Consider the following 23,707-nt stretch of genomic DNA (forward strand, 5'->3'; position numbering starts at 1 on the left):
AATGACTGGATTTCAAAAAGTTAATGAAGATCACTAGAAATAGAACTCTCCTGAACAGATGGTCGCGGCTTTTCCACGCATCCATACATGATCATTTTCACTCGACCACGTAATGTAAAGGTCTCCACCTGGCAAATGAACGGTTACTTCCTCGTCTTTCTTACTTTTCTCATTCAATACGGCCGCCACAACTGCAGCACATGCACCGGTGCCACAAGCTTGTGTGATGCCACTGCCCCTTTCCCATACAGCGAAATCAATCTCTTGTTCAGTTTTCATCTGAATAAATTCTACATTTGTTCCTTCTGGAAAGATTGTCGCTTGTTCAATGAGCGGACCGACGGTTTGCAAATGAGCCATGTCCAAATGGTCAGAGAAAAGAACCGCGTGTGGATTGCCCATTGATATCGCTGTGAGAGCGTGCACTTCCTCGCCAAAAGAAATACGTTCATTTATGACAAGTTCATCTTTGTTTCCTCGCATAGGAATTGCCGCGCGTTCGAGTGCAGGAATGCCCATGTCGACGGTCACTTCATCCACATGACCATTCTTTTTTGGATGCACTTGTGCAGTGACGATCCCTCCTAACGTTTCAATCGTGAATGTGTTTGACCGGACAATACTCGCTTCATATACATATTTGGAAACGCAGCGCAAACCATTCCCACAGTTTTTCGCCTCTGACCCATCATTATTGAACACGCGCATACGAACATCTGCCTTATTTGAAGGTAATATTAAAATCATTCCGTCTGAGCCAATGCCTGTATACGGATTGGCGACGCGAATCGCCGTGTTTTTTAATTGTTCTTCTTTAGGGATTTCATGATGAAACCCGTCTACATAAATATAACTATTGCCCAGTCCATGCATCTTCGTAAATTTCACAAGCAGTTCCTCATTTCCTTAAACGTTCCGTCGTCCAAAAATAGTCATCATCAGCATGCATGATCACCATAGAATAGTTGCAACATGGCAAAATCAATGTCGTTTTCACACCATCAAATGCATCGCGCAATTGTTTTTGTTTCATATAGGTTAACACATTCGGCTCATTGCACTTTGGGCACTCGTCAAAATAGACGTCCCCACCGATGCGATCATACGGCCACGTGTTCTGAAACGGAAGCAACTCCATTCTCTCATCTTCTCCCTTACATTATTCAAGCAATGTTTACGTAACATGAAGAGCATGTTGCACAAACTGCAGCAATGCTCGTTTTTGTTTGTCAATCTCTTCTTCTGGAGGAGCAGCGTGTAAATAAGCTTGTTCTGCACTGCTTTCAATAATCCCAATCACAAGCCTCGCACTACTGCTCGGCTCAACGTGTTCCCCGATCATCTCGTTTCTTTGTGCTTCTTCCAGCCGCAATGTCATCCATGCATAGAACGGCTCGTAAATCTCTTCCCACTCGCGCAAATGCTCGGTAGAAGCGAGCCCTGCGTAAACGAGGGCGTGAAGCTTCCGATATTCTCTTAGATTATCATAGACCGTTACGATAATATCTTCGAGCTGCTTCGCAAAACGCCCCTTTTTATCGACGTTTTTTTCGAGTTTCTTCACAAGTGTGTTGACCAACTCTTCCGCAATGGCTGGCATAACGGAGAGTTTAGAAGAAAAATACAAATAGTACGTGCCCTGTGCTATTCCTGCAGCTTTGACAATATCTGATACTTTCGTACGCTCAATCCCGTTCTCTTTGAACACGTCAATGGCAGCTTGTACGATACGCTCCTTTTTATCCAAACGGTTCACCTCTAAACAATTCATAATCCATCATTATGGCTATATCCAATCATTGTCTTCAAGTTCTTTATAGATCTTCTCAAGCAGCTCCTCTGCAGAGCTACCAGAAATTATTTTTCCTTCAACGATGGCGTAGTTTTTCTTGGCACAAAGGGTGCATTTCCCTAAACATCCATATTCTACCACATCTATATCTGCATCTCTTTCTAACGCCTCTAGTACGGGATGTGTACCTTCGGCAAGGTTGCTCATACAAAATTCTACAATAGGGATCAAACGTCTTCACCATCCTGCCTTTGTGTCATCGTATCCAATCCCTATAGCTACCGTCAATCTTTAGACTAGATCAACGGTTTTGAAACTACTTATAACAGTTGTTGTCAGGATTGAAGAGAATCGTTATACTTTAAGAGGTGCAATTCTTACGAAATGATTTTTACATAGATTCTGTTTTCAGCGAGCGATTTAACGAGAGCCGATCACGCGAATCGCTCAACCAGTGTCATTTTTCAACAAAAGGGGTCCTTCACTATGAAAAAACTTGTCATATTGGGCGGCGGTTACGGTGGCATGAAGATTATGCAACAGTTAAGCGCAAAAGACTTGCCTGAAGACTACGAGATTGTTCTCGTTGACAAACTTCCTTACCATTGTATAAAAACGGAGTATTATGCGCTAGCAGCAGGAACAGAATCAGATCACGATATTCGTGTTCCTTTCCCAAAACATGTGCGCAGACACTTTGGACACGTTCAACACATTGATGTTGAATCAAGAACGATAACGCTTTCTGGTGATCAGCACGACCCAGAGACTTTAAGCTATGACAAGCTCGTCATCGGTCTCGGTGCTGAAGACAAATACCACGGTGTTCCAGGGGCTAGCGAACATACACATAGCATTCAAAGCATGGAAAGCACAAGGAAAACTTACGAGGCCATTAGTAATTTACCACCTCGCGCTACCGTTTCGGTTGTCGGAGCCGGGCTTTCTGGCGTAGAATTGGCAGCTGAATTGCGTGAGAGTCGCCACGATTTGACAATTCATTTGTTTGATCGAGGAGAAACGATTCTCCCGATGTTCCCATTACGGTTAAGTACCTATGTTACTTCATGGTTTGAAAAACATGATGTCGATATCGTTAGCAACTCCAATATTACGAAAGTAAGTGACGGTGCGCTCTACAATCACGATGAACGTGTCGCGTCGGATGCCGTCATTTGGACTGCGGGCGTGCAGCCTGTTGAAGTCGTTCGGAATATGGAAGTTGAACAAGACCGTAAAGGACATATCATTTTGACAAAGCATCATCACATTCCAAATCACCCCGATGTATTCGTCGTTGGAGACTGTGCAAGTCTTCCGTATGCACCTAGTGGACAACTTGCTGAAAAACAAGGGGAGCAAATTGTGATGATCCTTAAAAAGCAATGGGCGGGAGAGCCATTACCTGACACAATGCCTGAAATGAAACTCAAGGGAACCCTCGGTTCTTTAGGAAAGAAAAAAGGCTTCGGTGTGATGGGCGACAAAGCTTCTGTAAAAGGACGTGTCGCGCGGATATTAAAAAGTGGCGTCCTCTGGATGTATAAATACCATAGCGGCGTGTAAAAAAGGAGACGGGGCAGCGTTGCCCGTCTCCTTTTTCTATACTGCTTCTCGGTTAATAATGTCGTCAACTGTACGATAAATAACTTTTAGCTTTGGATCTCCTTCAGCAACAATTTCTCCATTAATCGTCACAAGCGGATAAAACCGATCCTCTTCAATAATTTCTTCAGCCATTTGTTCATAGCCTTGTTTCGGTTGCCCAATATCAATGTACTCAAACTGAAACAGTTGTTCAGGATACTTCCGATGTAACAAGGCTTGGAGCCACTCCATCGTCTCTTTGGATGAAGGCAAGTTCACACAACTTGCGCATTTTTTTTCGGCGCCGTAAACCGCAACCTCAATTCCCACAAAGACCGTCCCCTTTCCAGTTGTGATTCCATTTTACAACGAATTAGAGAAAAAATAACCCTAAACATGGATTTTTACACCTTTGGGTATTATAATAGGTGGTAAAGAAAGGAGTGTTTATGATGACAGAAACAGTAGATATCACAGGTCAAGTACAAGAAGTGCTTGAGAAACTCCGCCCGTTCCTTCTTCGCGATGGTGGCGACGTTGAGCTCGTCGATATTGAGGATGGGATTGTGAAAGTTCGTCTCATGGGCGCTTGCGGTACTTGCCCTTCATCGACAATTACGCTAAAAGCAGGCATTGAGCGTGCGCTCGTTGAAGAAGTCCCAGGTGTAGTGGAGATTGAACAAGTATTCTAAATGCCTGTTTACAGGATTTCATACAAAAAACCACGATGAGAATCGTGGTTTTTTTGATTGATGGGTACATCACTTACGAAACTTTCTTCAAACAGAAACATAGGCGGCCTTGCTCCGTCTACAGCAACCGTGGGCCTAGCAATGTGTATTCCCCCTAGCCTAGCTATGACTGTATAAGCTTATAAACCTTCATTTGTGAAAAGGAGGGCGCTGAAAAAACGACTCACTCTCTACATTACTCGTGAACGGGACCGTCTACGTGGGGAGGTAACCTGTCTACGATATGGCTTTTGTGACGGATATTTTGGACGAGTTTCCTCCAATGATTAGATCATCATTTCTAGTGGTGAGAACTGGATCGTAGGAAATGTGTAGCCTTTGCAGTATTTGATGAAGGCGATGACATAGAAGAGCTCGTTAAGAGTTGGAGGCTAAATGAGGACGGTTAACTCTATTCATATCAAATCAAAAAACTATATAGAATAAACGTAAAATTCTCCCTTTTTTGCTGTAGGGTGTTGAATTTGAGGGGTAGCGCGGTGCTAGGTGCCATTGTGCGTGCTAGTTTGTCTAAATTAACGATGTTGGTGCTCATTCCGCTAAACTCCTGCACCGTTTCCAGGCTCAAGTGCCTACGAAACGTCTGCCACGGCTGGCATTGTACACGTGATCCGGTAATCTGTTACCGAGTTTGCTCAATCTGTTCCTTAGTTTATGCGCATGTACCGCTTTTCCTCAACTTGAGAACAGATCGATCGCAACTCGAGCACAGTTTCCACTTCACCATGCTTACCATTGCTCGAGAGATTAAAACTGCTACAAACAATGGTAAAACTCCTCAATTAGAATGGGATGTGTAGATATGATAAAAAAAAGTCTTTTAATTTCATCGATGATAATTTTGAGTGGTTGCTTTTTTCAGAGCGACCCTGTTAATGATCAACCAGACAGTATTCTTGTGAATATACAAATAGAAGACAATCATCCAACTGAAGAATATTTAGTGCGATTAGCAAGTGGATTTAAAAACGATTCTGAAATCGGCGGGCATTTAAGGTTTTTAAGAACTAGAGATAAGCAGGTGAGTTTTAGGGCGGATACTAACAAGACGTATACGGCATTTGTTTCAAAAACATCAAGATCAAATGAAAGCGACGAACTTTATGATGAGGAACAAGATTCATCGGTAGGAGAGATTCTTGCTGAGGATACTTTTGACCCAGAGGTTGATGAGGATACCTGGGTCATTGAGCTAAATGAAAACTAAATTGATAAATATATCCCCTCCTAAATCCAAAAAAGTAAAGGTATTTATGCCAGCACTTTATAATAGTTTAAATATTCATTGAACGACTCGGCACTCAAGTACCGAATTTTCTAGAAGCACATCTAGCCCGATCATGATTGGTGTTGAACAGCGGGCTTCGTTCATGGCTAGGTAATCCCCGCAGTTCCTGCGGTTCTTAGTTTTTCTTGGAAGATGTTTTTGGTAGCGTTGATGTCGCGATCGTTATAAGAAAAACAAAAAATCCGAATTGACAAATATAACGTGCAATAAGCATAAAAAAACATAAAGAATGAAATCCAATGAAAGAATTAAAAGCGTCACAACGATAAAGTTCCTTGTGACGCTTTTTTGTTATGCAAACATGAAAGGATTTTTCATGTTTGCGTGGGATCCCTGCAAAAAATGGCTCCTCATTTAAAAAAATCCCATCATAGACATCATCTATGTGAGATTTTCTACTTATAACAATCGAAACATTGTTATACGTTTTCAAATTCCCTTTTTCAGTGAGCACTTACCCACGAAATGCCACTTGCATTTATTTAGTTCCCCCACTTTAACTCCATCGATAATGTACAGCAATCTGATTGTGGGTTTTGAGCAGGTAAGAATAGCTGTACAGCAATTCCCGTTGGTGTATAACTCACGTTTGTTCGAGCCGTAAACCCGTGTATCGTGTGGATCAGGTGGTCCACATGTTCATCTTGCCCTTGTTGGGCAGCGTTAATGACTTGATATGAAAACTCTTGATTTTCAAAAGCGTGAAGTAACGTTTGACTTTGTTGGAGTAACAGTTGAATTTCCTGGACGGACTCCGTCAACATCGTTGGGTCTGCAGGCGGGTAATTTCGATAAGCAGGATTGTGCTGATAAAAATGGTACGGACGATACCATCTCTGCATCCATTTTCCCCCTTTTTTTCCATCGTATGTGCATTCCAATGATGATGTGCTAAAGATCGAATTTGAGCAGAAAGTGGCGAACCGCACAACTCCGTTCACATTCTTGATAATTTGGAGCCCCTCTATAAACGCCTAGTGAGTTGGGGTGGGCGGCGGCCATGAGAGTAACCCTTTAAAGTACGATTTTCAATGTTATGTAACGTCTACTACTGAAAATCGCACTATAAAAACTAAAAATCTTACCATAGATAAAGCTAGGTAAGATTCCTGCTAAATACGAGCTCATGTAATAGGAAACCCGCTCATCGATCGTCCATTTGGCACCCTTTACTCGTATACGTCTCATTGATGAGTCATGGACGTCGCACGCTTTTGACCACATTCACCGGTCGATACTTTACCCGTAGCATCCACACACATGCTGGGCACACGCTAAAAAGCACAAGAACGATGTGACTCGTTCTTATGCTCCTCGAGCTTCCCTCATGATGAAAGAGCGATGCTTAAAGAATTCAGTTCAACTACCGCACCTTGGGCACACGGCTTTGCCGCCGTCACTTCATACTGCGGATAATCCATTGCGATTTGTTCAGCGATTTCCACACCTTTTCCAAAAGGCGCTAGACCTAGAATTGTCGGCCCTGCACCGCTCAATGCCGCACCGTAGACACCGTATGACTTGACGTCTTCAAGCGCTTCTCCTAGCCCAGGAACGAGGCCAGTTCTATACGGATGATGGTAACGGTCTTGATTCATCATCGTCCCCGCCAGTTCGTAATCTTCAGCAAGAAGAGCGGCGACGAGCACATTGGCACATGCACTGCCCCGAATAGCTTCCTTGTAATCAAGCTGGTCTGGCAACACTTGCCGCGATTCTGACGTTAGTAATTCTTCAGAAGGAACCATAAGCACAAGGTCTAAACTTGGAATTTGCTGCAGTACGACTCGAGTAAATTGTTCAGTGTGCATGCCGACAGTCAATCCCCCGTACAAACATGCACCAACGTTATCGGGATGACCTTCAAGAACACTAGCAAACCGGAGCTTCTCTTCACTCGTCAGCTGCAAATCTGCCAACTGGTTGGCCAGTTCAATTGCAGCAATAATTGCTGCTGCTGAACTTCCCAATCCCCGGGCTAATGGAATATCTGAGTGCATATGCACGTGACAAGCTGGCAATTCTTTGCCTTTCGTAGCAGCAAGTGCTCGCGCCACTTTGTACACCATGTTCTTCTTGCCTTTAGGAATATCCGCCAAGTGGATCGATGAGGATGTAAATTGCCATTCCTCTGCCGCGTACACTTCCAAATGCAAAAACCGATTTACCGCCAACCCAATCGAATCAAACCCTGGACCGAGATTCGCAGAACTTGCTGGTACTGAAATTGTCATCAATGGTTTGGCTTCAGACGATGGCAAGGTCTTGTTCTTCCAAGACATTTAGAACCCCTCCTTCCACACGATAATGATTCATCACCTTTTCAACAACGTCGAGCTCATTCAATTCCTCGATCAACTGGTCAAATACCCCGCGTGTCGTCTCGTGCGTAACAATGACGACTTCGGCTATCTTTTCTTCCGCATCCAGTGGGCTTTGCATTAGCTTTTCAAAGCTAACTCCATGTGCTGTAAACTGTGAAGTAATCGTCTTGAACGCACCACGGACATCTTGTGCGTACAGCCGAACGTAAAACTTTGCCTCCACATCGTCAACTTCCTTGACAGTCGCTTGTTTCACAACATTCGTATCAATTCGTGATGAATCACGGGAAATGACATGCCGGGCAACGTTAACAAAATCGGAGGCAACAGCAGATGCAGTCGGCAACGAGCCCGCACCAGGTCCGTAGAACATTGTCTCCCCAACAGCTTCCCCATAAACATAAACCGCGTTATATTCATCGTTTACCGAAGCAAGTGGATGGTCATTGGGAACAAACACCGGCTCGACAGACACTTCCAGTTCACCTTCGCTACGACTTGCTAGACCGATCAGCTTCATCGTAAACCCTAGCTGTTTGCCGTAATCAATATCCTCAGGTGCAACACCAGTCATGCCCCTCACATACACACGGTCCAAATCAATGGATTCAGAAAAACCAAGGCGAGATAAAATAACCATTTTACGTGCAGCATCAAGGCCGCCGACGTCTGCGGTCGGGTCACTTTCTGCAAATCCCTTTTCCTGTGCTTCTTTCAACGCCTCGTCATACGTTAAATCCTCTTTTGACATTTTCGTAAGCATATAGTTTGTCGTTCCATTTACAATTCCGATCATTTTTGTAATGTGATCAGCGACAAGCCCTTCGTTTAACGTTCGCAAAATCGGGATGCCACCTGCTACACTCGCTTCATACAAGAGCAAGCAATTGTTCTCTTGTGCTTTCTTCAACAACTCTTCACCGTGTAGGGCAAGTAAATCTTTATTCGCCGTCACCACATGTTTCCCTTGATCAAGCGCCGTCTCAATTAAGCGTTTCGCTTCATCTATTCCACCCATTACTTCAATAATAATATCAATGTCAGGGTCAGTGACAACCTCTTGGCCGTCAGTCGTAAATTGCTCAATGGCAATGCGTTGATCTCTTTCTTTATGCGGATCACGAACCAGGACTTTGCGAACAATGATCTCTTCTGCCCCGGTTTTCGTTTGCAACTTCTCCTTGTGGTGAGTGAGGATGTGCATCATCCCACTACCTACTGTACCTAACCCTAGCAGTCCAACCACAATTTGTTTGCTACTCATCAATGTCCACCCCTGTTCCGATCACTTGACTACCTCTCTTGTTCACTAGAGAAAAACAAATGTCTATTTAATATGGACATTATAGACCGAATAGGAAGACTTTACAAGGGGTAAACTTACATTTTCATGCGAAATTTCTTCGAGTAAACCACGAACCCGCGGTTGTTGAGGGTAAATGTTCCATCAAACATTGTGCGGTGTAACGTAAATACCGTTCTTCTTGAGCAAGCTCCCTTTCAAAGTTTGTAATGTCTGCTGAACGGTTCTCCGCATGCGTGCCTTCATTCATGTAATGATTTTCAATCGTTTCGATATACGTAAGTGGAAGTAAAAGACGCGCACCGATGAGTGACCACGTTCCTTGAGAAAGCGTTCGACCATTTTGATACTCAGAAATAAAAGAATAGCCATCTTCAAATCGCCCCTCTCGATATTCTGCCCGTAAGCGTTCACCGAGATCTCTTGCTGGGTGATCATACACAAACTCTAACGGCAGCTTCACTTGAGTCGTCCGTTCGTTTGTAGCAAACCAAGACTGATTGGAGAACCTTGTATGATTAATTGAGCCGTCATATGATTGAAGCAACGGCTCTCTTCCTTCTTCAACGAGCCACTGCATCGCCGTCTCTGCTCTTCCTAAATAATATGGGAATGTGTACAAAAACTCCCGATCAAAATCATTTTTCTGTCGCCGTGCATCCACTTGCTGATGCCAACTTTCAACCTGACCCATCCTCCGCTCCCAAATGTCTAACCACTGCCCTAAATAGTTTAAGTCAGGGACATTTGGTACCCAACCATGGCTGACGTCGTGGATGTGGGCGAGTTGACCTCCTTCTGTGAGTAGTTCCCCAGCTCGTCGTTCATCAAATTGCGGCAGCATGAACACAAGTTGTTGCGCACCATCAATCTTTGCCACACTTCCCCCACCTACTGTATTTACAGGCTGGGCAATTTCTGCAATCCCTGCATTGTGCAACTGTTTTGCCCATTCAAATTGAATAAGCATGCTGTCTTCTTGTCGAGAATAGGGTGTGACGAGATAAGAGTGACCACCAGCATCAAACCCTTCATACGACCCAAGTTGCCACCGCTCATCACAATGAAAACCGTACTGATCGTATATATTTCTTTCAAACATCTGACCACCTCCGCATATTCTTATATTCTATGATGAGGTGCACAAAGTTATTGATGATCCCACACGTTTGTATTTCTCATATGAGGGTAAACATTACCATATTGTTTAAAGGGGCGTTTTACACGTGAAAACACTATCCATTGAATTAGCGATCGAGCGGTTAGAGTCTAGAGGGGTAACTGTTGACGATATCACAGATCTCGTCTTTGATTTACAAACCCCTTATGTGGAGAATTTAACGAAAGCGACATGCAAATATAATGTCGTTCGCGTATTGTCCAAACGGGAAGTGCAAAATGCACTGCTCACAGGAATAGAGCTTGACCAACTCGCCGAAGAAGGCAAATTACAACAACCGCTACAAGACATTGTGGCGTCCGATGAAGGGTTATATGGCATTGATGAGATCATCGCTTTAGCCATCGTTAATGTGTACGGTTCCATCGGACTCACAAACTTCGGCTATGTCGATAAAATTAAACCTGGCATCATCGCAAAACTGAATGACCATGCTGATGGAAAGTGCCATACATTTTTGGACGATATCGTCGGTGCGATCGCAGCCGCGGCGTCCAGTCGACTTGCCCACTCAGAAGAAGGTGCTGAAGTACCGGACTAACTCTCCCTCGGCACTATGATCACTTCTTCGACGTTTTCGCTGGCACCTACAGGTTATTCTTGCAACATATAAGAAACATACTTTGTGTAAAGGCATAGAAGAAGCGGACGTCCCATTAGAGGATATCCGCTTCTTTTATTCATGAGATATTCTAAATGGGTGGAGAAATCAATTCATATAGATATTAATGAACTGTTGCGCTAGAACGGCCTATGAATGAGTGAACTCGGTAACAGATTAACGGCTCACATGTACATCCTCGCTCTGGAGTATCCACATGATATCGGCGCGAGGCGTGTCGTTGGCACTTCAGCTAAAATCTGCGCTCCAGCTGGAACAGACTGCTCGCAAGATGGCACCCCGCACTGGTCTAACCCTCCCACACAACAGCGCAAATCTGGAAAATCTTACGTTCATTCTATATAGATCAGTTGAACGAAAGAAATGCACTAAACCCTGTGAACGAGATCAGTCTTTAAGGGCAAACGCCTAGCTAATAACTGATGAAGCCCATCTCACATCGACAATGTCGTTACCGATCGTTGTGATCACTGCAAGGGTTGCGGATAACACGAAAAACGTTTGCCGAATGGTAAAAAGTCATGACTAAGGTTCACCACCTGGCACAAGCATGTGATGACCTCTTACTTATGTGACAATCCAGATCCCAAACCGGGCACTTTCGGACCTCAACGGTCACTTATATCACGATTTGTGACCGTTGACTCCGTTTATGGGCGCATCCACGTTAAAAATGATGATTTTTCTTTCCCAAGTGTCACATATATGCATATATGGGGCATTTGGACTTCTTTCCTCACACCGAAGCGTTGAGGTGATGTCTCTCTTGTGCTCTGGAGTACATAGAAAACACGGGGGGCGTACTTTGACCACCGATGTTGCACTTGTAGTCTGGACTGCATAGAAAACACGGGGGGCGTACTTTGACCACCGATGTTGCACTTGTGCTCTGGAGTACAACCATCTGCCAGCAGCTGAAGGCACCAACAAACGGTGCACTTAAGAAACGGTTACGTTCATTCTATATAGATCGCTTTGCGCGATCTTTAGCTTCAACGGCGATATCGTTCTCTCATTTTTGGGGATTTCTAGGTGATTGGTGTTATAGACCGATGCAGAACACCAGCTTACCTGTTACTAGCTACTCTATGACTGTTCGCTTCTATACCGATTGTCAACATGAAGCACTAGCACCCATCGGCTGCTTGCTGCAAGTGATTGTTTCTGATTAGATGAAGTTTTGAGCAAATTATTCGTAATATGTAAGCGGTATCGTTATGCTAAAAGGGCATCACCCAAATACGAAGGAGGCGTTATCAATGAAGGATCGAGTAGTACTTATGACCGGAGGTGCGGGTGGCATCGGACAAGCTGTCGCTCACCGCTTCTTAGACGAGGGTGCAAAGGTTGTATTTGTTGATGTAAGTGCGGATTCATTGGCACGCGTTGAAGAAGGGCTCTCCGATACGAAAGACCGAATTCTTACGATTGAAGCCGATGTGACGAACGAGGAAGACGTGAAGCAGTATGTCAAACAAACCGTCGAAACGTTCGGAAAAATTGATGTGTTTTTTAACAATGCAGGCATCAATGGACCTTTTCAAAATATTACTGAACTCGAACTGAAAACCTTTAATCAGATTATGGATATTAATGTGAGCGGTGTATTCTTAGGGCTAAAGCACGTGTTGGCGCACATGTTTGAGCAAGGGCACGGTACAATTATTAATACGGCCTCTAACGCTGCATATATTGGCTCAGCAGGTATGGCAGGATACATTGCATCTAAACATGCTGTTGCTGGCCTCACAAAAACGGCTGCACTAGAAGCCGCCCCTCACGGTATTCGTGTGAATGCTGTTGCTCCCGCTGCAATTGATACACAGATGCTTAAAGATATCCAAAACAACATTAACCCTGGAAAACCTGAAGAATCATCAGAAGCGTTAAAAGCGGGTATTCCTTTTGGTCGCTTTGGCTCGCCGAAAGAAGTTGCTGAAGTGGTTTGGTTTCTAGCGTCTGATGCCGCTTCTTTTGTTACCGGTTCTATGTATAATGTGGACGGCGGTATGCAAGCAGACTAAATTTTGAAAGGACATTGAGCATTCGCTCTATGTCCTTTCTTTCATAATCGTTAAAAATTCAGTCGCTTCTTCTGTCTTCTGCCCGTGCACGATATACGTACACACGAGTGGCAACTCCAGTTCACCCAATTCCGCTTCCATCATTCTTCCTTCCGCAAGTTCTCTTCTTACAGATGATAATGGCAGAACAGAACATCCTAACCCTTCCTCAATAAAGCGCTTTGTTACATGAACTTGAGAAACACGCATTTGACGAAACGCGGGTACCCGTTGTTTAATTGCCCAGATGACGGTGTCCCAATAACCAGGGTGATTGTCTGTGATGAGCACGTGCCTTTCTAACGCTTCCTCGACTGTCACTGGAAGGCTTGTCTCTTCATCTCCCCCGTCGTGAGGCAATACAAACCGTAACCGTTCCTTTTGTACAGACTCACTTGTAATATGTAGAGAGCTATACGCTTGACGAGACAAACCAAGATCCACTTTTCCACTCTCCACTGCTTCGCCGATGTCGGCTGATTCATAAACGCTTACGATCACTTCTGTGTCGGGGTAGGCTCTTGTATACATCTTCACCCAATATGGCAAATAACTTGAAGCAATTTGCGGAGATACTGCGATGCGTAATTGACGATAGTAGCCTTGTCGCTCACGCTCCATGTCAACGAGACCTTCTTCAAAAGAAGCGAGTATTTGTTCTGCGTGTTTTACATATTTACGCCCGTACGGGGTGAGCGTGACCGCCCTCCCTGATTTCTGAAACAACGGAACCCCTAACAAATTTTCAAGTTGCCGAATATGTACGGTCACCGTAGGCTGTGATCGATAGAGGCGTTCCGCTGTTTGGTGAAAATTCTGAAGGTGTGCTGCTGTTACAAACGTTTCAATCCATTGTATGTTCATCATAAGCTCCCCTCGCTTATTGATTTAATATATTAATCGTTTTTTAATAAATGATTTAATTTTTATTATACACTGCTTCTTTTAAGATGAAAGGGAAAGGAGTGGATGAGAAATGAATAAAGGATTAGAAGGAATTGTTGTAGCGGAAACGATGATTAGTGATGTGGATGGTAAACAAGGAACGTTGTTGTACCGGGGAATACCTGTTGGCGAGTTGGCAACAGAACGTTCTTTTGAAGACGTTGTCTATTTGCTTTGGAATGGAGACCTTCCTTCGAAACAAGAAAGCGCAGCATTTTCCGAACAACTAAAAGCAGCTCGAGAAATTCCCGAATACGCAATCACAATCATTGAACAGATGCCGAAAGTTTCTACCACAATGGAGGTGTTGCGAACGGTCGTCTCCTCTATGTCCTCAACGTGGCCACCAACAATAGAAGACCAGATCAAGTTCGCTGCATGTTTCCCGACGATTATTGCCTACACACATCGCGATAAGCAGGAGTTGCCGCGGATACGACCGAACGCTCATTTAAATCATGTAGAGAATTACATGTATATGCTTACTGGTGAACGACCGGTCGCCACACAAGCGGATGCGTTAACCGCTTATCTGATTTTGACGATGGAGCATGGCATGAATGCGTCTACGTTTGCTGCTCGGGTCGTTGCTTCTACCGAATCAACACTCACGTCTGCAATCACCGGTGCGCTTGGTGCTATGAGCGGGCCATTGCACGGTGGAGCGCCAACTGAAGTATTGCAACTGATTGCTGACGTTCAGAACGGTGAAAGCATCGAGGAAGTGCTTCGAAACAAGCTCGAAAATGGTGAAAAGCTGATGGGCTTCGGTCACCGAGTTTACAAAACATCAGATCCAAGAGCAGAAGCACTAAAACGCCTGTTAGCGCGCCTACAAGACGATGATGATGCATTGGCGCAAGCTGTGCAGATAGAGCAAACGGCCACCGAACTTTTACACACTTATAAGCCGGGAAGAGACCTTCATGTGAATGTTGAGTTTTATGCTGCAGCACTCATGGATACGCTCGCCATTGACCATGACCTCCTCACCCCAACTTTTTGCGTGAGTCGAATCACTGGATGGTGCGCCCACGTCCAAGAACAATCGCAGAATAATCGGATCTTTCGCCCCGACCAAAAATATATCGGTTAAACGAGAGAACCAGCTGGACTGCACAAATTGTGCAGTTTTTTTGATTACATAAAAATCACTCTAGCTAACAAAACTTAACATTGGACATAATCCGAAGCTCAGTGTATAGTTGATTACACAACTAATCAACTATACATCCAATAAGAAAGGGAGCATGCTGTGAAGGCGGTTTTTGATGATTCCAAGCCAATTTTTTTGCAGATTGCTGATATGATTCTAGAAGATATTTTGGATGGGACGTTACAAGAAGAAGAACAAATTCCGTCCACAACAGAAATATCCTCATTTTATCAAGTAAACCGTGCGACCATTCAAAAAGGGCTCGCCATTCTAGTGGAAGCCGGATACGTTTACAAGCAACGAGGCGTCGGTATGTTTGTAGCCACTGGTGCAAATGAAAAACTGCAAGAACAACGAAAAACAGAATTTGACAAGATGTTTATCAAACCAATGATCGAGGAAGCTAGACGGCTTGAATTGAAAAAAGATGAGATTTGGAAATTGATTATGGAGGGATATGATGATTAACGTTCATGATGTTTCTTTCTCTTATGGAAAAGAAACGATTCTAAATAACGTTCACTACGTAGAAACTGAACCAGCCATTGTTGGACTTTGGGGGCGGAACGGCTCAGGAAAAACAACACTGATGAAACTTCTTGCTGGGCTTTTGCAACCACATTCGGGTTCTTTACATGTGAACAAACAGATTCCGTATAACAACAATAAAGCGATGAACGATGTCGCCTTTTTGCAAGAAAGCCACCCGTATTCGGATATATGGACGGTGAATGATGCGATGCACTTCGCCTCTTTGTTTAATGACAACTGGGACCAACAACTTGCCGACCAACTGCTTGAGCGATTTGAGTTGCCACGAAGGAAAAAGGTACGTTCATTTTCCACAGGAATGAAATCAATGCTCACAATTGTCATTGGGCTTTCGAGTAAATCTCCGGTGACAATTATGGACGAACCGACAAATGGCCTGGATGCCCACATGAGGAAAGTATTTTTTGATATGCTCATTGAGACTCATACTGAGCATCCACGTCAAATCATGTTATCCACACACCATATTGATGAAATCTTACCTCTTTGTGAAAAAATAGTTGTGCTACACGATCGAACGATCATTCGTAACGAGCCGGTAGAAGATCTTGATCAAAAAGGCGTATACGTCACCGGTAATGCGAATGACATTGAATCGTTCTCTTCAGGGTCTACCGTTTTAGAGAGAAAATCGTTAGGTAAACAACAACAAGTGATGTTGGACGCACTTTGGAGCGAACAACTGCAACAAGAGGCGAAAAAAGCCGGTCTACGGGTAGAGAAGGCCGCCCTTCAAGATTACCTCGTGAACCTCACAACTAAAGGGGTGACAAAAGTATGAAGCCAATGACTGGACCGCTCTTACTCATGAGAAAAGAAATGAACTTTACGTTTGTCATCAATATGATAATCACCGTTGTATTGTTCTTTAGTTTTGCGTGGATTGGCAGCATAGAGGCTGATGCGAGCTTCGTTTTATTCGGACCCATTTATGCGGTTTTTCTATTGTATCCTTGGGTGAATTTTAAAGGGTACTCCCTCATTTTGTCTCTCGGAGGCACTCGGCGACAATTTGTGATTTCCTTTTATCTCATAGCGATTGTTTTTATGATTTTAAGCGTCGCGATACTACACGGTCTGTATCTCATAAATGATCAACTTCTACAATGGACGACGTTTACTCAAACAGGAGAACTGCTCGGTTCTTCTCACCCACTTCTATATATTTGGGCAGATTTTATTTGGTTGTTTGCTCTATTCTCGATTAGCCTTTTTATTCGCAGCTTTTTGTTTAATTTTGGGTCAATCATGACGCTCAGTCTCGGTGCAGTGCTGCTCATCTTATTCACTTCTTGGTTCTTTTTAGGGGATATGAGTGCCGTCTTTGAGTTCATTTTAACGAACCACCTAGCATTTCTTCATATTATGCTCGGCATCTCGCTTCTTCTATCATTGGTGACATATTTATTAATGAGAAACGGGCCGTTAGAAAATGGAGGAAGAATCGCTTGGCGTTCATCGTAAACGAGGTATCACATCCACTCGTGAACCCCCCTGACCAAACAGAGGTAAAACTTTGTTTGGTCAGGTTTTTTTGTTTCATAAAGGTTTATGCATAGATTTCATACGTTTCTGCCACCATAATAATCCAACCTTAGAAAGAACAGGCGGAACGTGATATGACACTTTTTCTGAAGAAAAAATATAAAGGAGACGGTAATCAAGCCAACTTTTCACCAAGTCTTGAAGCAAATCTTGACGAGATTAAACAATCTGTTGGGCAAAGTGATGACCTTGTCATCCGCCGTTTTCGTTTAGGAAAAACGACGAAAATGCCTGCTGCCGTTGTTTATATTGACGGAATGGTTGATCAGTCTACCGTTGAACACTTGCTCAGTGAGTCGATATTGTTTGACGAAGATTTCTCCAATTTGCAAGAAGCATTACATCTATATTTTGATTCATTTGGTGATACGAAAGTTCTTTATGATCGTGACGCATTACTTACTTCCTTACTAAGTGGTCACGTGATCAGTTTTGTGAATGGCCATGTTCTTGCGTACAGTATTGACATGATTTTCTGGCAAACCCGTCAAGTGGATGCCCCTTCTAGTGAAAATGTCATCCGCGGGCCTAAAGAAGCGTTTGTGGAAGCATTTCGGGTTAATACAACACTCATTCGTCGAAGAATCAAAGACCCGAACTTACGTTTTGAGACTTATTTAATTGGCACTCGTTCAGAAACGACTGTTGTCGTGACCTACATTGCCGATATTGTGAATCCAAAAATATTAAAGGAATTACACGAGCGCATTGATCAAATCCATACAGATAGTATTCAAACGAGTGGTGAGCTTGAAGAGTTGATTCAAGATAATGCCAAAACCCCTTTTCCGAACGTATTCTCTTCGGAACGACCAGATACGATTTCCTCTCACGTCCTGGAAGGAAAAATCGCCATTATTGTAGATGGAAACCCTTTCGTCCTTGCTGTACCAGCGACATTCATTGATTTTATACATAGTGTTGAAGACTACACACAACGGGCGGATGTCGGTTCTCTTCTTCGAATTCTTCGGCTCGTTTGTGTCTTCATTTCTTTATACGTTCCAGCGCTTTACGTGGCGATCACGACGTATCATCAAGAATTGATCCCCTTTAATTTGATGGTCAGTTTAGCTGCTCAAAATGAAGGCACACCGTTTCCTACTGTATTGGAAGTACTCATTCTCGAAGTGCTATTTGAAATTATTCGCGAAGCAAGCATTCGCATGCCTGTACAAATTGGTACAGCCTTGTCCATCGTTGGTGCACTCGTTGTCGGTCAAGCGGTCGTGGAAGCAGGAATAATTTCTTCTTCGGTCGTCATCGTTGTCGCTGTGACTGCTATTGCTAGTTTTGTCTTTCCAATCTACAACATTAGCGTCCCTTTTCGCATTAACCGCTTTATCGTATTAGTGTTCGCTTCGCTTTTTGGCCTGTATGGGATTTTCTTATTTTCCATGCTCCTTCTCATTCATCTGAGCGGTCTGAAATCTTACGGTCTTCCGTACCTCGAGGGCTTAACGCCGTTTGTGAGACGTGATCAGCGGGATACAATTATTAGAATGCCAAAATGGATGTTAAATACCCGGCCTAGAATCGTTGCTAAAAACAACCGTACCCGTCAGCAAACACCCGCGCCCAAACCGGAAAAGAACAGCTAAGGAGGAAAAACGATGCTCACTAAAAACACATTCATTGTTTTGCTTCTGCTAGCTAGTGTTTTGCTCACAGGATGCTGGGATCAGTGGGAACTTCGCGATTTATCTGTCGTTACCGGACTTGCGATTGACAAAGGAGAAAATGATGAATTCATACTGACGATGCAAGTCATTAATCCAAGCGAGATCGCCGCTCAAGAAGAAGGCAGTGGATTTACGGCAGCTCAAAATTACGAAACGCGAGCATCGTCTATTCAAGAAGGATTTCGAAAGCTGACCCAACAAGCCCCTCGCCGTGGGTATTTTTCACATATTGCGGCACTGATCATTAGTGAGGAGGTCGCAAGCGAAGGTTTAAGTAATTTCCTTGATCACTTCTACCGTGATCATGAAATTCGCTCAGACTTCTTTCTTCTCATTGCTCGAGGAGAGTCAGCATCCGATATTCTTAGCTTGTTACCTCCCATTGAAGAACTTACGTCCGTAAACTTGAAGCATTCTCTTTTATATAGTGAAAACAGTTATACCGCCGTAAAAGGGGTTACGCTGGATGATCTTTTTGAAGACCTTGCAGCAAGAGGCATTGATCCTGTTATGGAAGGGGTGTCAACGAGCGGGGATGTCGCCACGGGAAAATCAATCGAAAATCGTGAGTCAGTGAAACCGAGTGCTTATTTGTATGTAGGTCACTCTGGTTTTTTCAAGGCCGATCGATTCGTAGGTTGGCTAGATGAAGATGAAGTGAAAGGATACAACTATGTGATGAGTGAAAATCAAGATACACCGGAGACCCTCTCCTGCCCAGATGATGGCACCTTTGTCCTGGAGACGCAAAGCATTGAACCCAATATTATTGTCCACTCAGGTAATTCCCCGAAAATTAACATTGATATCAAAATTCATAGTACACTTTCAGAGATGAATTGTGAAGGAATTGATGTTGAGAAGAAGGAGTCAAAACAACTGATGGAGGGCATTATGAACGACGAAGTCGAGGCGCTCGTCAATATAGCTATCCAAAAATCAAAAGAAGAACGTGTAGATATTTTTGGGTTAGGCCGAGAAGTCTATCGCCAAAAACCTCGTCTATGGGAAGAATTAAAGAGCGAGTGGTACACACATTTAGCTGAAATTCCTGTCCATGTGAACGTGAATACAGAGGTTGTAGGGTCAGGGGATGTGAATAATACGTTTAATGTTCGGGATTATATCGATGGCGATTAAAATAATTGGCGTGATCATAGGGGCAATCATACTGTACTTGGCACAAAGACAACAGCTTGTGAATAAAGAGGACCCTCGACTGCATCCTACTTTTATTGTGATGCTTAGTGTAACAACTGTTTTCGTTTTGCTCTATGTTGCTGACGTGAATATCCCGAGCTTTACACGTTTACTGAGCAACTTGGCGATTACTTGGTAGAAAGGATGTTGAAGATGACGACACCAACGATTAGTTCGAATCAATTCCGCTCCATTGTCATTTATACGACGTGTGGCACGGCTTTGTTGAGCTTACCGACCACACTTGCCAACATCGTTTCTCAAGATGCATGGTGGATTCCCCTCGTCTCACTACTATTAGGGTTTCCCTATGTTTTGCTCATCATTTTATTTGGACGTTGGTTCCCAAATGATACATTTGTCATAATGCTCACGAGGTTGTTCGGAACGTGGTTCGGTAAAATTGCAGGTGTGCTTTTTCTACTTCTACCATTTCTCTCTGCACCTCACCACCTCCATTTTTTCACTCAATTCATTATGACTCACTTTTTTCGTGACACCCCATCAATTATTCTTACAGCCTCTTTCATGGCGGTTGTCACCGTCGCTGTGTACCGTGACATTGAAGTTATCGGACGCGCAAGTGAGCTCACGATGTTTATCTTTATTTTTTCTGTGCTATTGTTTTCGGTGTTTGTTATTCAAGACGTGGATACTTCGTACTTAAAACCGATGTTTCAGAACGAACCACGAACATATGTAGAAACAATTTTATTTATGAATTCAAGAATTGTCGCTGTACATATGATCATTCTACTCGTTTTGTTTCCACGAAATATTCAAGATAAACGAAAAGCTGAACATGCTCTTATTAGCGGATATATTATCGCTTGTCTGCTTTTGTTTATGACTGTATTTTTGTCGATTACGATATTGGGACCTGAGCTAACTAAAATCCAACTGTACACCGGTTTCAAGCTCGGTCAACGTGTAGAAATCGCAGGAATAATTGAACGTTTGGAATCGTTTCTGTATGTCATCTTTTTCATTACGCTCTTCTTTAAACTAGCCATCTATTTATATGCAACGTCGTTTAGCTTTGCCAATATCATCGGTATACGCAACCATGAACCTTTAGCCATTCCATTTGGAATTCTAATTACAGTTCTATCCATGACCGAGTTTAAAAGTATGATCGATGATAGCGACTTTTACTTCTTAGGTTCGTTATACTTGATCGTACCGATTGTTTACGTAATCCCGGCGCTCATGCTTATCACGGGCATCATTAAGCGTGCGCGTGCTCATCAGCCGATTGTTCCTAAACACCCGTCTGGAGCAACCACACGTAATCATCATGACCTGTGATGAGTACGTGTGGCGCGTGATCATAAGCAACCCATTGAAAACGAAATACAAGCCCCGTTTCTGCCCCACCCCGGCTTGGAGAGTGTGTCCAGTATTCTGGCAAATTCGAGTAAGAAAAATGATAGAAAAACCGTTGCTCAACCCATCCATAAGGTCGTTGCCACTCATCCCGAGCGAGGAACACCGGGGGCGGTAACGATTGAATACCTGTCTCTTCAATACATTCCCTCACTGCGGCATCTAGGACCTCTTCACCGGACTCGACAGTTCCTTTTGGAACTTGTATACCCGCTTGAAGAGAATTCTGGGTGAACACGAGTAAATGCTGGCCTTTTGTTACGTAAGCATATACTTTTGGGATCTATAACGCCCCCTCTACGGATTTGTCGAGATCGTGCAAGCAGCCAAACTAGGTACAGCAAATGTTGGCGGGTCGTTTTTGTTCATTGCATCTGTCTGCAGGGTCACCCCCGTATCCACGTGAAGGGTGTCAATCTTCGCTCGAATACCTGCGAGAATATCGGTGTCATAGTTGTCCCCGACGAGCAACGTATCATTATACGTCGTCCCGAGCCGTTGAATCGCCTGAGCAACAATCCATGCCTCAGGCTTTCCAACAACGGTGGCTCGTTTTCCGCCTGCCGCTTCAATGGCCGCGAGAATCGATCCATTTCCAGGACTCATTCCTCGTTCAGTAGGGATGACCCGATCACCATTTGTAGCCAGAAGCATTGCTCCTTTTTGAATAGCAAATGACGCCGTTTCAAGCTTCTCGAAAGTAAACGTCCGGTCAATTCCGACAATCACCGCTTCCACATCCGTGTCGCTTTCTTCTACACCAGCCTGATGAATCGCTGTCTTCAGACCGTTCTCGCCAATGACAAACGCGCGTTTAATTTGTTTAGCAACTACATAGTCTGCCATCGCCATCGCACTCGTATATACCGTTTCGGGTTGGGCCGGCACCCCCATAGTCCTTAATTTCGCGACAACTTCATCGGTGGTTTTTGATGAATTATTCGTGAGAAACATGTACGGCTTACCGGCCTCTTCTAACTCTTGGACAAAAGCACGGGCTTCTGGAATAACCGTGTTGCCACGGTAGATCGTGCCATCAAGATCGAGAAGATACCCTCTGTATTTACAAATCATTCGCTTCCCTCATTGTCTGGCAAGAAGGCGCTAACAGGCCCTAGTTCACGATCAAGGTACTCCGTCACTCTTGAAGAGTACTCTTTTAACGCTTGCTGCTCACTTTGAATAACGGTATGCAATTTGCTGTGATCAATATTAAGATAGTCTTCGACTAGCACTTTTCGAAACACCAAAACTTTTTGCAAAGAAGCTGCCTCTTCACTAGAAATTACACGTTCATCTTCCAATATATCGAGTATGTCGCTATAACTTCCCGGGTCACGCATAATAAATCCATCGATCATCTGATTGCCAACATCTAGCATCGCTTCAATATATCCTTGCGTGATTCGTTCAAGAGCAAGCTCATCCACTGCCTCTGTCCACGATGGTTGGCTACGAAACGTTTCCATAAGTCGGTCCATATAGCGAAGTCTTCTGTAAATAAGTTTTCTGTCTACAAAATACATTTTTTTGCCTCCTGTTCACCCCTATTATAAAACAGCCGTTTCCGAGAAGAAAGCTGAATAAATCGAGACAAACGTGACCATGCTAACACGAAGGAGATGGTCAATTGTGGATGATAAAGAGCGAAAGTATGAAGACTTTGAAAGTGTTGAATCCATTGATCACGATATCATTCCAGAAGACTTACCAGAAGGACCTTACGGGGCACCTGTTGATAAGCCACTCGGAAAGACCGAGCCGTGGGAGCCAGGTCAGCATGCAAAGAGCGCCTTCACGTATGAAAACCGCGAACTGCATGCCGGTAGGGAGCGGAAAGACCCGAATGCCCATGATCCCCATTCAGAAAAAAGAGGAGACGAAGCCGATTAGGCTTCGTCTTTTGTCGTATTCAATAATTTCGCCGCACAGTGGCTGTTTTGAGAGGGTGAGATAAGTTAAACTTTTAATTTTCACGGAGTAACCTGACCAGACCATGCTATCGGCAACACACGTCATCCAAGTATACGAAGAAGTTTGGGGTTGGAGCTGCTCCCTACGTGATTGAAGGGGTAGCGCAGTGGTAGGCCCCATTTTGTGCGCAGTTTGTTGTTGCTTTCTACTGCAGGCGGATGGCTGTGCTCCAGAGCACAAGGGCAACTTCGGTGGCGAAACATCTGCCACCGTGTTTTCTATACAGTCCAGACTACAAGGACAACATCGGTTCACGTTTCTGCCTCCTGGCCACGGTGTGTGGAAAGAAGTCCAAATGCCCCATATATTCATATTTGTGACACTTGAGAAAGAAAAATCATGATTTTAAACCTGAA

At 43.9% G+C, this 23,707-nt stretch carries 27 protein-coding genes; 14 read left to right on the plus strand and 13 right to left on the minus strand.

The annotated features are described in order from the left end of the window. Nucleotides 1-33: 33 nt before the first annotated feature. The 4 genes from dapF to ACE1TF_RS08990 are packed head-to-tail and all read right to left on the minus strand — an operon-like array spanning nt 34 to nt 2,023. Nucleotides 34-873 carry a diaminopimelate epimerase gene (gene dapF / locus ACE1TF_RS08975; protein ID WP_375016300.1) on the minus strand — a complete coding sequence of 280 codons (840 nt, stop codon included), beginning with the start codon at nt 871-873 and terminating at the stop codon, nt 34-36. 25 nt (nt 874-898) lie between these two features. Further along, nucleotides 899-1,138 carry a hypothetical protein gene (locus ACE1TF_RS08980; protein WP_052398885.1) on the minus strand — a complete coding sequence of 80 codons (240 nt, stop codon included), beginning with the start codon at nt 1,136-1,138 and terminating at the stop codon, nt 899-901. 36 nt (nt 1,139-1,174) lie between these two features. Next, nucleotides 1,175-1,747: a TetR/AcrR family transcriptional regulator gene (locus ACE1TF_RS08985; RefSeq protein WP_375016056.1), complete on the minus strand. Its 573-nt coding sequence runs from the start codon at nt 1,745-1,747 to the stop codon at nt 1,175-1,177. Nucleotides 1,748-1,786: 39 nt separating this feature from the next. After that, the gene (locus ACE1TF_RS08990; protein ID WP_375016059.1) at nt 1,787-2,023 is read right to left on the minus strand and encodes a DUF1450 domain-containing protein; all 237 of its coding nucleotides are present in this window, start codon (nt 2,021-2,023) and stop codon (nt 1,787-1,789) included. 255 nt (nt 2,024-2,278) lie between these two features. Between ACE1TF_RS08990 and ACE1TF_RS08995 the strand changes: the two genes are divergently transcribed. After that, nucleotides 2,279-3,358, plus strand: a complete 1,080-nt coding sequence (locus tag ACE1TF_RS08995; protein ID WP_375016061.1) for an NAD(P)/FAD-dependent oxidoreductase — start codon at nt 2,279-2,281, stop codon at nt 3,356-3,358. 36 nt (nt 3,359-3,394) lie between these two features. Here ACE1TF_RS08995 and ACE1TF_RS09000 read toward each other — a convergent pair whose 3' ends face one another. Next, nucleotides 3,395-3,709, minus strand: a complete 315-nt coding sequence (locus ACE1TF_RS09000) for a YuzD family protein (protein WP_042403104.1) — start codon at nt 3,707-3,709, stop codon at nt 3,395-3,397. A 119-nt stretch (nt 3,710-3,828) separates the two neighbouring features. Between ACE1TF_RS09000 and ACE1TF_RS09005 the strand changes: the two genes are divergently transcribed. Both ACE1TF_RS09005 and ACE1TF_RS09010 read left to right on the plus strand, forming a co-directional pair. Beyond that, nucleotides 3,829-4,071, plus strand: a complete 243-nt coding sequence (locus ACE1TF_RS09005) for a NifU family protein (protein WP_238554380.1) — start codon at nt 3,829-3,831, stop codon at nt 4,069-4,071. 862 nt (nt 4,072-4,933) lie between these two features. After that, nucleotides 4,934-5,338: a hypothetical protein gene (locus tag ACE1TF_RS09010; RefSeq protein ID WP_375016064.1), complete on the plus strand. Its 405-nt coding sequence runs from the start codon at nt 4,934-4,936 to the stop codon at nt 5,336-5,338. Between the two features lie 563 nt (nt 5,339-5,901). Here the strand turns inward: ACE1TF_RS09010 and ACE1TF_RS09015 are convergent. The 4 genes from ACE1TF_RS09015 to yutH form a co-directional block, all read right to left on the minus strand. Continuing rightward, nucleotides 5,902-6,261, minus strand: a complete 360-nt coding sequence (locus ACE1TF_RS09015; protein ID WP_375016066.1) for a YuzC family spore coat inner layer protein — start codon at nt 6,259-6,261, stop codon at nt 5,902-5,904. Between the two features lie 483 nt (nt 6,262-6,744). Next, the gene (gene thrB, locus ACE1TF_RS09020) at nt 6,745-7,701 is read right to left on the minus strand and encodes a homoserine kinase (RefSeq protein ID WP_375016068.1); all 957 of its coding nucleotides are present in this window, start codon (nt 7,699-7,701) and stop codon (nt 6,745-6,747) included. Next, a complete protein-coding gene (locus tag ACE1TF_RS09025; RefSeq protein WP_375016070.1) occupies nt 7,667-9,007 on the minus strand; it encodes a homoserine dehydrogenase in 1,341 nt (446 codons plus the stop codon). Before ACE1TF_RS09025 ends, thrB begins: the two co-directional genes overlap by 35 nt. Before the next feature lie 124 nt (nt 9,008-9,131). Continuing rightward, nucleotides 9,132-10,148, minus strand: coding sequence for a spore coat putative kinase YutH (yutH, locus tag ACE1TF_RS09030; protein WP_375016072.1), 1,017 nt, complete (start codon nt 10,146-10,148; stop codon nt 9,132-9,134). Between the two features lie 124 nt (nt 10,149-10,272). On the opposite strand from yutH, the gene ACE1TF_RS09035 reads away from it, so the two are divergent. Both ACE1TF_RS09035 and ACE1TF_RS09040 read left to right on the plus strand, forming a co-directional pair. Continuing rightward, on the plus strand, nt 10,273-10,767 hold the full coding sequence (locus ACE1TF_RS09035; RefSeq protein ID WP_042403093.1) for a phosphatidylglycerophosphatase A family protein: 495 nt from the start codon (nt 10,273-10,275) through the stop codon (nt 10,765-10,767). Between the two features lie 1,340 nt (nt 10,768-12,107). Next, the gene (locus ACE1TF_RS09040; RefSeq protein ID WP_042401305.1) at nt 12,108-12,872 is read left to right on the plus strand and encodes an SDR family NAD(P)-dependent oxidoreductase; all 765 of its coding nucleotides are present in this window, start codon (nt 12,108-12,110) and stop codon (nt 12,870-12,872) included. 27 nt (nt 12,873-12,899) lie between these two features. Here ACE1TF_RS09040 and ACE1TF_RS09045 read toward each other — a convergent pair whose 3' ends face one another. After that, the gene (locus ACE1TF_RS09045) at nt 12,900-13,775 is read right to left on the minus strand and encodes a LysR family transcriptional regulator (RefSeq protein WP_375016075.1); all 876 of its coding nucleotides are present in this window, start codon (nt 13,773-13,775) and stop codon (nt 12,900-12,902) included. 112 nt (nt 13,776-13,887) lie between these two features. Here ACE1TF_RS09045 and ACE1TF_RS09050 point away from each other — a divergent pair, with 112 nt between their 5' ends. From ACE1TF_RS09050 to ACE1TF_RS09085, 8 genes are all read left to right on the plus strand, one after another. Further along, entirely contained in the window at nt 13,888-14,952 is a 1,065-nt protein-coding gene (locus ACE1TF_RS09050; RefSeq protein WP_375016077.1) for a citrate/2-methylcitrate synthase, read from the plus strand. Nucleotides 14,953-15,111: 159 nt separating this feature from the next. Then, a complete protein-coding gene (locus ACE1TF_RS09055) occupies nt 15,112-15,480 on the plus strand; it encodes a GntR family transcriptional regulator (protein WP_375016078.1) in 369 nt (122 codons plus the stop codon). Beyond that, complete coding sequence (locus tag ACE1TF_RS09060) at nt 15,473-16,345, plus strand: ATP-binding cassette domain-containing protein (RefSeq protein ID WP_375016079.1); 873 nt, start codon at nt 15,473-15,475, stop codon at nt 16,343-16,345. Before ACE1TF_RS09055 ends, ACE1TF_RS09060 begins: the two co-directional genes overlap by 8 nt. Continuing rightward, a complete protein-coding gene (locus tag ACE1TF_RS09065; protein WP_375016080.1) occupies nt 16,342-17,028 on the plus strand; it encodes a hypothetical protein in 687 nt (228 codons plus the stop codon). Before ACE1TF_RS09060 ends, ACE1TF_RS09065 begins: the two co-directional genes overlap by 4 nt. A gap of 155 nt (nt 17,029-17,183) precedes the next feature. After that, nucleotides 17,184-18,710, plus strand: coding sequence for a spore germination protein (locus ACE1TF_RS09070; protein ID WP_375016082.1), 1,527 nt, complete (start codon nt 17,184-17,186; stop codon nt 18,708-18,710). A gap of 12 nt (nt 18,711-18,722) precedes the next feature. Further along, complete coding sequence (locus ACE1TF_RS09075) at nt 18,723-19,931, plus strand: Ger(x)C family spore germination protein (protein ID WP_375016084.1); 1,209 nt, start codon at nt 18,723-18,725, stop codon at nt 19,929-19,931. Next, the gene (locus tag ACE1TF_RS09080) at nt 19,921-20,130 is read left to right on the plus strand and encodes a hypothetical protein (protein WP_375016086.1); all 210 of its coding nucleotides are present in this window, start codon (nt 19,921-19,923) and stop codon (nt 20,128-20,130) included. The genes ACE1TF_RS09075 and ACE1TF_RS09080 overlap by 11 nt, the downstream gene beginning before the upstream one ends. Before the next feature lie 14 nt (nt 20,131-20,144). Continuing rightward, nucleotides 20,145-21,299 carry a GerAB/ArcD/ProY family transporter gene (locus tag ACE1TF_RS09085; protein WP_375016088.1) on the plus strand — a complete coding sequence of 385 codons (1,155 nt, stop codon included), beginning with the start codon at nt 20,145-20,147 and terminating at the stop codon, nt 21,297-21,299. Here ACE1TF_RS09085 and ACE1TF_RS09090 read toward each other — a convergent pair. The 3 genes from ACE1TF_RS09090 to hepT are packed head-to-tail and all read right to left on the minus strand — an operon-like array spanning nt 21,253 to nt 22,903. Then, a complete protein-coding gene (locus tag ACE1TF_RS09090) occupies nt 21,253-21,660 on the minus strand; it encodes an NUDIX hydrolase (RefSeq protein WP_375016302.1) in 408 nt (135 codons plus the stop codon). The two genes, ACE1TF_RS09085 and ACE1TF_RS09090, sit on opposite strands and share 47 nt — an antisense overlap. A gap of 14 nt (nt 21,661-21,674) precedes the next feature. Beyond that, nucleotides 21,675-22,451, minus strand: coding sequence for a TIGR01457 family HAD-type hydrolase (locus ACE1TF_RS09095; protein WP_375016090.1), 777 nt, complete (start codon nt 22,449-22,451; stop codon nt 21,675-21,677). Continuing rightward, nucleotides 22,448-22,903, minus strand: coding sequence for a type VII toxin-antitoxin system HepT family RNase toxin (gene hepT, locus ACE1TF_RS09100; RefSeq protein ID WP_042401271.1), 456 nt, complete (start codon nt 22,901-22,903; stop codon nt 22,448-22,450). Before hepT ends, ACE1TF_RS09095 begins: the two co-directional genes overlap by 4 nt. Before the next feature lie 106 nt (nt 22,904-23,009). Here hepT and ACE1TF_RS09105 point away from each other — a divergent pair, with 106 nt between their 5' ends. After that, on the plus strand, nt 23,010-23,270 hold the full coding sequence (locus ACE1TF_RS09105; protein WP_042401269.1) for a hypothetical protein: 261 nt from the start codon (nt 23,010-23,012) through the stop codon (nt 23,268-23,270). Nucleotides 23,271-23,707: the final 437 nt, after the last annotated feature.

Origin of the sequence: Geomicrobium sp. JSM 1781026 (assembly GCF_041949955.1) — a bacterium.
Taxonomy (GTDB): Bacteria; Bacillota; Bacilli; order Bacillales; family Marinococcaceae; genus Geomicrobium_A.

What these genes read in the sequence shown, in the direction of transcription:
- dapF (WP_375016300.1), bottom strand. Translation starts at nt 873, where the DNA reads ATGCATGGACTGGGCAATAGTTATATTTATGTAGACGGGTTTCATCAT.
- ACE1TF_RS08980 (WP_052398885.1), bottom strand. Translation starts at nt 1,138, where the DNA reads ATGGAGTTGCTTCCGTTTCAGAACACGTGGCCGTATGATCGCATCGGT.
- ACE1TF_RS08995 (WP_375016061.1), top strand. Translation starts at nt 2,279, where the DNA reads ATGAAAAAACTTGTCATATTGGGCGGCGGTTACGGTGGCATGAAGATT.
- ACE1TF_RS09005 (WP_238554380.1), top strand. Translation starts at nt 3,829, where the DNA reads ATGATGACAGAAACAGTAGATATCACAGGTCAAGTACAAGAAGTGCTT.
- ACE1TF_RS09010 (WP_375016064.1), top strand. Translation starts at nt 4,934, where the DNA reads ATGATAAAAAAAAGTCTTTTAATTTCATCGATGATAATTTTGAGTGGT.
- ACE1TF_RS09015 (WP_375016066.1), bottom strand. Translation starts at nt 6,261, where the DNA reads ATGCAGAGATGGTATCGTCCGTACCATTTTTATCAGCACAATCCTGCT.
- thrB (WP_375016068.1), bottom strand. Translation starts at nt 7,701, where the DNA reads ATGTCTTGGAAGAACAAGACCTTGCCATCGTCTGAAGCCAAACCATTG.
- ACE1TF_RS09025 (WP_375016070.1), bottom strand. Translation starts at nt 9,007, where the DNA reads ATGAGTAGCAAACAAATTGTGGTTGGACTGCTAGGGTTAGGTACAGTA.
- yutH (WP_375016072.1), bottom strand. Translation starts at nt 10,148, where the DNA reads ATGTTTGAAAGAAATATATACGATCAGTACGGTTTTCATTGTGATGAG.
- ACE1TF_RS09040 (WP_042401305.1), top strand. Translation starts at nt 12,108, where the DNA reads ATGAAGGATCGAGTAGTACTTATGACCGGAGGTGCGGGTGGCATCGGA.
- ACE1TF_RS09045 (WP_375016075.1), bottom strand. Translation starts at nt 13,775, where the DNA reads ATGAACATACAATGGATTGAAACGTTTGTAACAGCAGCACACCTTCAG.
- ACE1TF_RS09050 (WP_375016077.1), top strand. Translation starts at nt 13,888, where the DNA reads ATGAATAAAGGATTAGAAGGAATTGTTGTAGCGGAAACGATGATTAGT.
- ACE1TF_RS09060 (WP_375016079.1), top strand. Translation starts at nt 15,473, where the DNA reads ATGATTAACGTTCATGATGTTTCTTTCTCTTATGGAAAAGAAACGATT.
- ACE1TF_RS09065 (WP_375016080.1), top strand. Translation starts at nt 16,342, where the DNA reads ATGAAGCCAATGACTGGACCGCTCTTACTCATGAGAAAAGAAATGAAC.
- ACE1TF_RS09070 (WP_375016082.1), top strand. Translation starts at nt 17,184, where the DNA reads ATGACACTTTTTCTGAAGAAAAAATATAAAGGAGACGGTAATCAAGCC.
- ACE1TF_RS09075 (WP_375016084.1), top strand. Translation starts at nt 18,723, where the DNA reads ATGCTCACTAAAAACACATTCATTGTTTTGCTTCTGCTAGCTAGTGTT.
- ACE1TF_RS09080 (WP_375016086.1), top strand. Translation starts at nt 19,921, where the DNA reads ATGGCGATTAAAATAATTGGCGTGATCATAGGGGCAATCATACTGTAC.
- ACE1TF_RS09085 (WP_375016088.1), top strand. Translation starts at nt 20,145, where the DNA reads ATGACGACACCAACGATTAGTTCGAATCAATTCCGCTCCATTGTCATT.
- ACE1TF_RS09095 (WP_375016090.1), bottom strand. Translation starts at nt 22,451, where the DNA reads ATGATTTGTAAATACAGAGGGTATCTTCTCGATCTTGATGGCACGATC.
- hepT (WP_042401271.1), bottom strand. Translation starts at nt 22,903, where the DNA reads ATGTATTTTGTAGACAGAAAACTTATTTACAGAAGACTTCGCTATATG.